We start from the raw sequence: 8308 nt of genomic DNA, 5'->3' as shown, positions 1-8308 counted from the left end.
CAGTTGTCCGGGACGGTGAGGGTGGCGGCCGGATCCTTGTCGGGGACGGCGAAATTCTTGGCCGAAAGCGGGGTCGCAAACAGGGACAGCACGGCGAGACTGAGCAGCAGCTTTTTCATCGATCGAAATTCCGAGCCGCCCATCGCGGCCAAACCTCCGTAAGGGAAGCTGGGCTGTTACGCTACGGGATTTGAGCGGAATTCATGGGAATTCGCGCCAGTGATTGCTGTGCCTGTGGCGACGCGCTAAATCCGATCCATGGCCCAGCAAACACTCAAACTCGCACTCGCCCAGTTGAACCCCATCGTCGGCGACGTGGCCGGCAACGAAGCCAAGGCCCGCGCGGCGCGGCAAGAGGCGGCGCGTCTGGGCGCCGACCTCGTGATGTTCACCGAGCTCTTTCTCGCCGGCTATCCGGCCGAGGATCTGGTCCTCAAGCCGGCCTTTCAGGATGTGTGCCGCGATGCCTGCGAGCGGCTCGCCCGCGAGACCACTGACGGCGGTCCGGGAATGCTCATCGGATTGCCGTGGCAGGAAGGGGGCGAGGTCTACAACGCCTATGCGCTGCTCGACGGAGGCACCATCACGGTTCGGTTCAAGGTCGACCTGCCCAATTACGGCGTATTCGACGAAAAGCGCATCTTCGCGCCGGGGCCGCTGCCGGGCCCGGTGAATTTCCGCGGCATTCGTCTCGGCATTCCGATCTGCGAGGACATCTGGACCGGCGACGTCGTCGAGTGCCTCGCCGAGACCGGCGCCGAGATGCTGCTGGTGCCTAATGGTTCGCCCTATTGGCGCGGCAAGACGGAGGAGCGCTTCAACATCGCGGCCGCGCGGGTGACGGAGACCGGATTGCCGCTCGTCTACCTCAATGAAATCGGCGGCCAGGACGAGTTGGTCTTCGACGGCGCTTCCTTCGTGCTGAACACCGATTGCGCGCTGGTGGCGCAGATGCCCGCCTATGCCGAGTCGGTGGCGCTGACCACGTGGGAGAAGGGCGAGGCCGGCTGGGCGTGCATCGACGGGCCGATGGTGGTGGTCGAAGAGGGCGAAGAGGCGGATTACGCCGCCTGCGTCCTTGGCCTTCGCGACTATGTGGAGAAGAATCGGTTTCCCGGTGTCGTGCTGGGTCTCTCGGGCGGCATCGATTCGGCGATCTGCGCCGCCATGGCGGTCGATGCGCTCGGGGCGGATCGGGTCCATTGCCTGATGCTGCCCTATCGATATACGGCGGCCGATTCCTTCAAGGATGCGAAGGCCTGCGCCGAGGCGCTGGGAGTGCGCTACGATACGCTGCCGATCGCCCCGGCGGTCGAGGGTTTCGAGGAACTTCTCCGGCCGCTTTTCGAAGGCCGGCCCCGCGACATCACCGAGGAAAACCTGCAGAGCCGCGCGCGCGGCACCATTCTGATGTCGATCTCCAACAAGTTCGGCTCGATGGTGGTGACGACCGGCAACAAATCCGAGATGTCGGTGGGCTACGCCACCCTCTACGGTGACATGAATGGCGGCTTCAATCCCATCAAGGATCTCTACAAGATGGAGGTCTACCGCCTTTCCGCCCTGCGCAACCGCTGGAAACCGGACGGCGCGCTCGGACCCGATGGGGCCGTGATTCCGGAAAACATCCTCTCGAAGGCGCCAACCGCCGAATTGCGCGAGGACCAGAAGGACCAGGATTCGCTGCCGCCCTACGACGTGCTGGACGACATCCTGCGTGGGCTCGTCGAGGATGAGCTGCGGGTTTCCGACATCGTGGCGAAGGGTCACGATCTCGAAACCGTCAAGAAGGTCGAGCGCCTGCTCTACATCGCCGAGTACAAGCGCCGCCAATCGGCGCCGGGGGTCAAAGTCACCCGCAAGAATTTCGGCCGCGACCGCCGCTACCCCATCGTCAACCGCTTCCGCGACCAGGGCGAGGTGGCCTCAAAGCCGGATCGCGGATTGCTGCGGACGAACGGGGTGCCGAAGGTGGGGGGCGTCTGAATCCCGCCGAACGTCATTCCGGGGCCGCGAAGCGGAACCCGGAACCCATACACGCCGAGGGTTGTAGCAGACCCGATTTTTTGCAATATCATTACGATATGGCATTTCATGGCTATCTTCTGGCGAGCCGTCGATATGGCACGCTTTACGTCGGCGTCACCAACAGTCTGTCGCGCCGAGTAGCCGAACACAAAGCGGGCGGCGGACTTTCATTTACAACGAAGTACAAAGTCCATCGACTTGTTTGGTATGAGGAATATGACCGGATCGACGAAGCTATCGCGCGCGAGAAGGCCCTCAAGAAATGGCGGCGAGATTGGAAGATACGCCTCATCGAAGACATGAACCCTGATTGGTCCGACCTCTATCCGACCCTCAACAGGTAATATCTGCGACGCAATCTTTGAAACGAGTAACAGGTGGCGGCGCTCAGGTGTCTGGCTGGTAGAAGTGCGCGGGGAGTGAGCCACAATATCTGCCCGGGATGTTTATGGGTTCCGGGTTCGAGCTGCGCTCGCCCCGGAATGACGGTGGCATCCGGCTCTTCGCACTCACCGAGCGCCTTTCCCTCCCCCTTGCGGGGAGGGTCTGGGTGGGGGTGCTGGCGCGACGCCCAACATCCCGAGGTCGCACCCCCACCTCCCACTCCTCCCACAAGACCCCGTTCGGTGCTCGCGGGAACGCCATTGCAACCGCCCGTCGCCTTTGCCATAGGTTTCCCATGAGCAAGCCCATCGTTCGTTTTGCGCCGTCGCCGACGGGCCGCATCCATATCGGTAATGCCCGTCTGGCGCTGATGAATGCCCTTTTCGCGCGGCGTGAAGGCGGCGTGTTCGTCCTGCGGTTCGACGATACCGATCTTGCGCGCTCGAAGCGCGAATATGCGGATTCGATCGAGGTCGATCTGGCGTGGCTCGGCATTCCGCCGGACGTGATCGTGCGCCAGTCCGAGCGGTTCGAGCTTTATGACGACGCGGTAGCGCGCCTGCGCGACATAGGCCGTCTCTATGCCTGCTACGAGACCACCGAGGAGCTCGAGTTTCGGCGCAAACGCCAGCTCGCGCGCGGTCTTCCGCCGATCTACGATCGTGCGGCGCTCAAGCTGACGCCGGACGAGAAAGTCCAGCTCGAAGCCGAAGGACGGCGGCCTCATTGGCGCTTCCAGCTCGATCACCGCAACGAAGTCTGGCACGATCTGGTGCGCGGTCCCTCGCATGTGGATACGAGCTCGCTGTCGGACCCCATCCTCGTGCGCGAGGACGGCACCTATCTCTACACGTTGCCCTCCATCGTCGACGACATCGACCTGAAGATCACCCACGTGATCCGCGGCGAGGACCACGTCACCAACACGGCGGTGCAGATCCAGATCTTCGAGGCCCTGGGCGCGAAGGTGCCGATCTTCGGCCACACCAACCTGCTGACCACGGCGAGCGGCGAGGGGCTGTCCAAGCGTCTCGGCCATCTGTCGCTGACCAGTCTGCGCGAAGGCGGGCTCGAACCGCAGGCGGTGGCGTCGCTCGCCGTGCTGGTCGGTTCGGCGGAGGCGATCCGGCCGGTTGCCGATCTCGACGAACTCGCCCGTCTCATCGATTTCGACCATATCTCCCGCTCGGCGGCGAAATTCGACGAGCAGGAGCTTTATAATCTCAACGCCAAGCTCGTCCACGACATGCCCTATGAAGCCGTCAGGACGCGCCTCGTCGCCATGGACGCGGATGGGGGCGAAGCCTTCTGGCTCGCCGTGCGCGGCAATCTGGCGACCGTGGCGGAAGCCGCGCGCTGGTGGGTGATCGTCGATGGGCCGGTGACGCCCATCATCGTGGATCGGGTTTTCGCCGATGCCGCGCGCGACCTGCTGCCGGACGCGCCCTGGGATGCGACAACCTGGAAGAGCTGGACCGACGCCGTGAAGGATTCAACCGGCGTGAAGGGCAAGGCGCTGTTCATGCCCCTGCGGCTCGCCCTGACGGGCCAGGAGCACGGCCCCGAACTCGCATCCCTGCTACCGTTGATCGGGCCCGAGAAAGCACGGGCGCGCCTGTCCGGCGACATCGCCTGAAACAAATAAGCGCGGCCCCGAAGCAGCCGCGCTCGATCGTCCGCCAAGTGGTCCGTCAGTTGGCGTGCGGGACCGGGATCACGTCGGGGGCGACCACGCGCACGGTGCGCTTCTTTCCGTCACCCGTCACCACGTCCTTCTTCGTGCCCTCGGCCTGGTTGACCACGCGGGTGCTCTCGATGGATTGCGGGCCGATGCCGGAGGATTCCTTGCTGGCGGTCGGCGCGGCGGCGGCGGTTTCGGCCGCTTCCTTGGCCTCGTCCTGAACCTTCTTCTCGACGGCCTTGCGGGCCTGCACGACCTTCGGCCGCGACAGTTCCTCGGCCTTTTCGGCCGTGACGATGATGTCGCCCTTGCGCTGCTCCAGCATGCTCTCGGCCTTGCGCAGGATCACCGCCCAGCTCTCGTTGTCCTTCTTGCACGCGCAGGTGCTGTCATACGCCTTCTTGTATTTGAAGGCGTTGGCGATGGACGTATAGGGCCGACCCGAGAGCGATACGGCGCGGTTCATGCCGTTGTCGCCACCGGGCGTCGCGAAGGCGACGGTCTCGGTGCCGGGGCAGAGCGCCTGGCACATCTCGTCGGCGTTCTGGCGTCCGCCGGGCGCGTTCGAGAGCGGGAAGAACGAGCCGTCGCAGGTCCGCACGCAGACGAGACGACGCCCGCCGAGGGATTGGTTGGAATCGTCCTCGGTGATGATCGGCTGGCCCTCGGGCATGATCTGCTGCTGCGGCTGCTGGGTCCGGGGCGGGCCGAAGAGGCTCTCGAAGAAGCCGCGCGGCTGGTCGACCGAGCAGGTCTGCTGGATCGCGCCGAGCAATTGTCGGCGGCGAATTTCCACGTCGCCGGAATCGGAGGATTGGGCCGACAGGCGGGCGAAGTTCGCCTCGAGCTGGCGGATGCGCTGGGCGATCGGGCCGCATTCCGCCGGCGGGGCGCCCGACAGGAACCCGAGGGGGCCGCGCTCGCAGCCGATGGAGCGGTAATAGCCGACGAGCCGGCCGATCTCGGCCCGCGCCGCCTGCGCCTGACCCGCCGCCGCGCCGCCACCGCCGCCGCGATCGAGGTTCGCCAGCTCAGCCCGGAAGCGCTGGCATTCGGCGGATTGGGCGAATGCCGAACCTCCGGCGGCGAGGAAGGCCGCCACGGTGAGGAGAGTGCGGAAGAAATTTCGTTTTTTCATAAGGCCTGTCGCAGCACCGGGTTGTTCAGCGTGTCGTCTTCCCCGGCGTCATGAAGCACCTGACGTCGCGAAATGGGCCCTAATATGATCGGCGGCTCGGCGATCCGATGCTGTCACGCATTCGAAGCAACGAACCGCTCATCTCTGGGGCCCAGCGGACAAGCATTTACCCGCATAAGACGATCCCGGCAAATGCGGGGCCGAACTTTCCCCCCTCGTCAAATGCCGCAGGCCTCACCACATGTGAGCTTGACCTTTGGAGAATCGACTAAAATGCTCGCGCGACTTGCCCTGGTTCTGACCCTTCTTGCCGGCGCCACCACCGGCGCGCTGGCGCAGGACCCCGATGTGATCTTCAAGAAGTCCACCGTCTGGCGGGCACTGACCCCCAACGACAAGCTGGCGGTCTACGGGCTCGACGATCCCAAGGTCGAGGGCGTCGCCTGCCACTATACCGCCCCGGAGCGCGGCGGCGTCGCGGGGACTTTCGGCGTCGCCGAGGAGGTGTCGGACATCTCGCTCTCGTGCCGGCAGACCGGGCCGATCCGCTTCAAGGAAAAATTTGAGCAGGGAGACGCGGTGTTCAGCGAACGCCGGTCGCTGATCTTCAAGCGGATGCATATCGTTCGGGGCTGCGACGTGAAGCGCAACACGCTGGTCTATATGGTGTATTCCGACCGGCCCATCGAAGGCTCGCCGAAGAATTCCACCTCCAGCGTGCCGATCATGCCCTGGGGAGGGGAAGCGCCCGCGAAATGCGGCGAGTGGGTGACCGGATACGTCCGGGCACCGACCGGCCTGCGCGTTAGGACAGGATTCTGCCGTTGCGTCAGTTTATGCAGGTGATGGCAACGGGCGGGTGAGCGCTCGACAGAGCCACCTTGCGGACCGAGCCGGTCACGTCCTCGGCCGCGACCTGACGAAAGGCGGTCGCGCGGCTGAAGCCCTGTGCCTCGCACCAGGTGTCGGCGACGGCCTGGCCGCAGGGGTGGCCCGAGACGAGGCATTCGGCGAGGCCATAGCCGTCATGGGCGGGAACCAGGAAGGTCTCCTCGATGGAGACCGGCTCCGACGAGGCCTGGCTGCTCTTGGGCAGGAACGTGAGGGCAGCGGCCGAAAGAAGCACAGCAGTGCCTAACCCGAGCATGGCGTGTGCGCGGCGCATCGAAAACCTCATCGTCTTGAACTCGTGTTGGATTGTCGTTGGTGGGCGTGAATAAAGCTTAAACGTGGCTGTCAATGTCCCGTTTCATGGCGCCGCGAAAAAAAATAACGTCTCCGCGACGGAACCTTGACGGACCATGCCTTTAAAGGCATTGATTTCGCATGAAAACGGCATCGATCCTGATTTCCCGGATTATTTGCAGCTAGCGCACCCGCTGGCTGGAGCCGTCTCGTTCTCATTTCACAGATCGAAACCATCCTCCGGCCCTCGGCCCGAAGAGGTATGGACACATGGCCGACCAGATGGCCCCGACGCTCAGGCTCTACAATACGCTGACCCGATCGAAGGACGTCTTCGTCCCCATCGACGAGGGAAACGTGCGCCTCTACGTCTGCGGCCCGACCGTCTACGATTACGCCCATATCGGCAACGCGCGACCGATCATCGTCTTCGATCTCCTGTTCAGGCTGCTGCGGGAAATCTATGGGGCCGCGGCGGTGACGTATGTGCGCAACATCACCGATGTGGACGACAAGATTAACGCCCGGGCGGCGCGCGACTATCCCGACCTGCCGCATAACGAGGCGATCGGGCTCGTCACGCGAAAGACCGAGGAGCAGTTCCACGCCGATATCCGCGCGCTCGGCGTGCTGATGCCCGAGGATGTGAACGAGGAAGGCAAGCCCGCGCGCTTCGTGGAGCCGCGCGCCACCGAACATATCGCCGAGATGCGCGACATCATCGAGCGGCTGATCGCCCGCGGCGTCGCCTATGTGGCGGAAGACCACGTGCTGTTTGCCGTGTCGGCCATGGCGCGCCTGCCGAAGGTCCCGAAATACGGCGCCTTCTCGAAGCGCTCCCTCGACGAACTCCTGTCCGGTGCGCGGGTGGACGTCGCGCCCTACAAGCGCGACGCCATGGACTTCGTGCTGTGGAAGCCGTCGGGCCCGCAGGACCCGTGCTGGCCGTCGCCGGGCGGCATCGCGACGCCGGGTCGGCCCGGCTGGCATATCGAGTGCTCCGCGATGGCGTGGAAGCACCTGATCAAAGCGTTTGAGTCGCGGCTCACCTGCGAGGATTCCGACGAGCGCGAGACCTTCGACATCCACGGCGGTGGCATCGATCTCGTCTTCCCCCACCACGAGAACGAGATCGCCCAATCATGCTGCGCGTTCGACACCGCGCGCATGGCGAATGTCTGGATGCATAACGGCTTCCTGCAGGTCGAGAGCGAGAAGATGTCGAAGTCGCTCGGCAATTTCTTCACCATCAACGACCTCCTGAAGGATTGGCCCGGCGAGGTGCTGCGCTTCAACATGCTGCGCACGCATTACCGCCAGCCGATCGACTGGACGGAGCGGGGCTTGGAGGAGAGCGCGAAGACGCTCGATCGTTGGTATGGCGTGGCGGGCGGCCTGCATTCCGTTGGCCTTTCGACCCAGGTTATCGAGGCGTTGGCGGACGATCTCAACACGCCAAAGATGCTCGCAGAGCTGCATGCGCTCGACGGGCAGGGCGCTCATGAGGAACTCGGCGCCAATCTTCGGGCACTCGGTTTCCTGACCGATACTGCGGAGGCGTGGAAGGACCGCAGGCAAGCGGCGCTCTCCGTCGATCCTGCGCAGGTCGATGCGCTCATCGCGGCCCGCGTCGCTGCGCGCGCCGCGAAGAACTGGGCGGAATCCGACCGACTTCGCGATGAGATCGTCGCCTTGGGCGTGGTGCTGATGGACAACAAGGATGGCACGACAACGTGGGAGGTTGCGCGATGAGGGGATTTTTGACCGCCGCCGTCAAAACACCCTCCCTCGTCATGGCCGGGCTTGTCCCGGCCACCCACGTGTTTGCGACGGCGGGGTTGAAGACGTGGGTACGCGGGTCAAGCCCGCGCATGACGGGGATTGGTGTGCTG

The 8308-nt window shown here is 64.3% G+C and carries 7 protein-coding genes; 5 read left to right on the top strand and 2 right to left on the bottom strand.

What is annotated here, in order from left to right; genetic code table 11:
• Positions 1–258 precede the first annotated feature (258 nt).
• From AC1DVM_RS21770 to gltX, 3 genes are all read left to right on the top strand, one after another.
• Entirely contained in the window at positions 259–1986 is a 1728-nt protein-coding gene (locus AC1DVM_RS21770; protein ID WP_477257991.1) for an NAD+ synthase, read from the top strand.
• 98 nt (positions 1987–2084) lie between these two features.
• The gene (locus AC1DVM_RS21765; RefSeq protein ID WP_477257993.1) at positions 2085–2372 is read left to right on the top strand and encodes a GIY-YIG nuclease family protein; all 288 of its coding nucleotides are present in this window, start codon (positions 2085–2087) and stop codon (positions 2370–2372) included.
• Positions 2373–2707: 335 nt separating this feature from the next.
• On the top strand, positions 2708–4048 hold the full coding sequence (gltX, locus tag AC1DVM_RS21760) for a glutamate--tRNA ligase (protein ID WP_477257989.1): 1341 nt from the start codon (positions 2708–2710) through the stop codon (positions 4046–4048).
• A gap of 55 nt (positions 4049–4103) precedes the next feature.
• Here the strand turns inward: gltX and AC1DVM_RS21755 are convergent, their stop codons facing one another.
• Entirely contained in the window at positions 4104–5231 is a 1128-nt protein-coding gene (locus AC1DVM_RS21755) for a DUF2865 domain-containing protein (protein ID WP_477257987.1), read from the bottom strand.
• 273 nt (positions 5232–5504) lie between these two features.
• On the opposite strand from AC1DVM_RS21755, the gene AC1DVM_RS21750 reads away from it, so the two are divergent.
• Positions 5505–6077 carry a CreA family protein gene (locus AC1DVM_RS21750; protein ID WP_477257985.1) on the top strand — a complete coding sequence of 191 codons (573 nt, stop codon included), beginning with the start codon at positions 5505–5507 and terminating at the stop codon, positions 6075–6077.
• Here AC1DVM_RS21750 and AC1DVM_RS21745 read toward each other — a convergent pair.
• The gene (locus tag AC1DVM_RS21745; protein WP_477257983.1) at positions 6061–6396 is read right to left on the bottom strand and encodes a hypothetical protein; all 336 of its coding nucleotides are present in this window, start codon (positions 6394–6396) and stop codon (positions 6061–6063) included. The two genes, AC1DVM_RS21750 and AC1DVM_RS21745, sit on opposite strands and share 17 nt — an antisense overlap.
• Before the next feature lie 290 nt (positions 6397–6686).
• On the opposite strand from AC1DVM_RS21745, the gene cysS reads away from it, so the two are divergent.
• A complete protein-coding gene (gene cysS, locus AC1DVM_RS21740; RefSeq protein WP_477257981.1) occupies positions 6687–8168 on the top strand; it encodes a cysteine--tRNA ligase in 1482 nt (493 codons plus the stop codon).
• Positions 8169–8308: the final 140 nt, after the last annotated feature.

This window comes from Microvirga sp. P4_A5 (genome assembly GCF_056402495.1).
The sequence above is the reverse complement of the archived record's forward strand: the minus strand, read 5'-3'. Positions and strand labels throughout refer to the sequence as shown.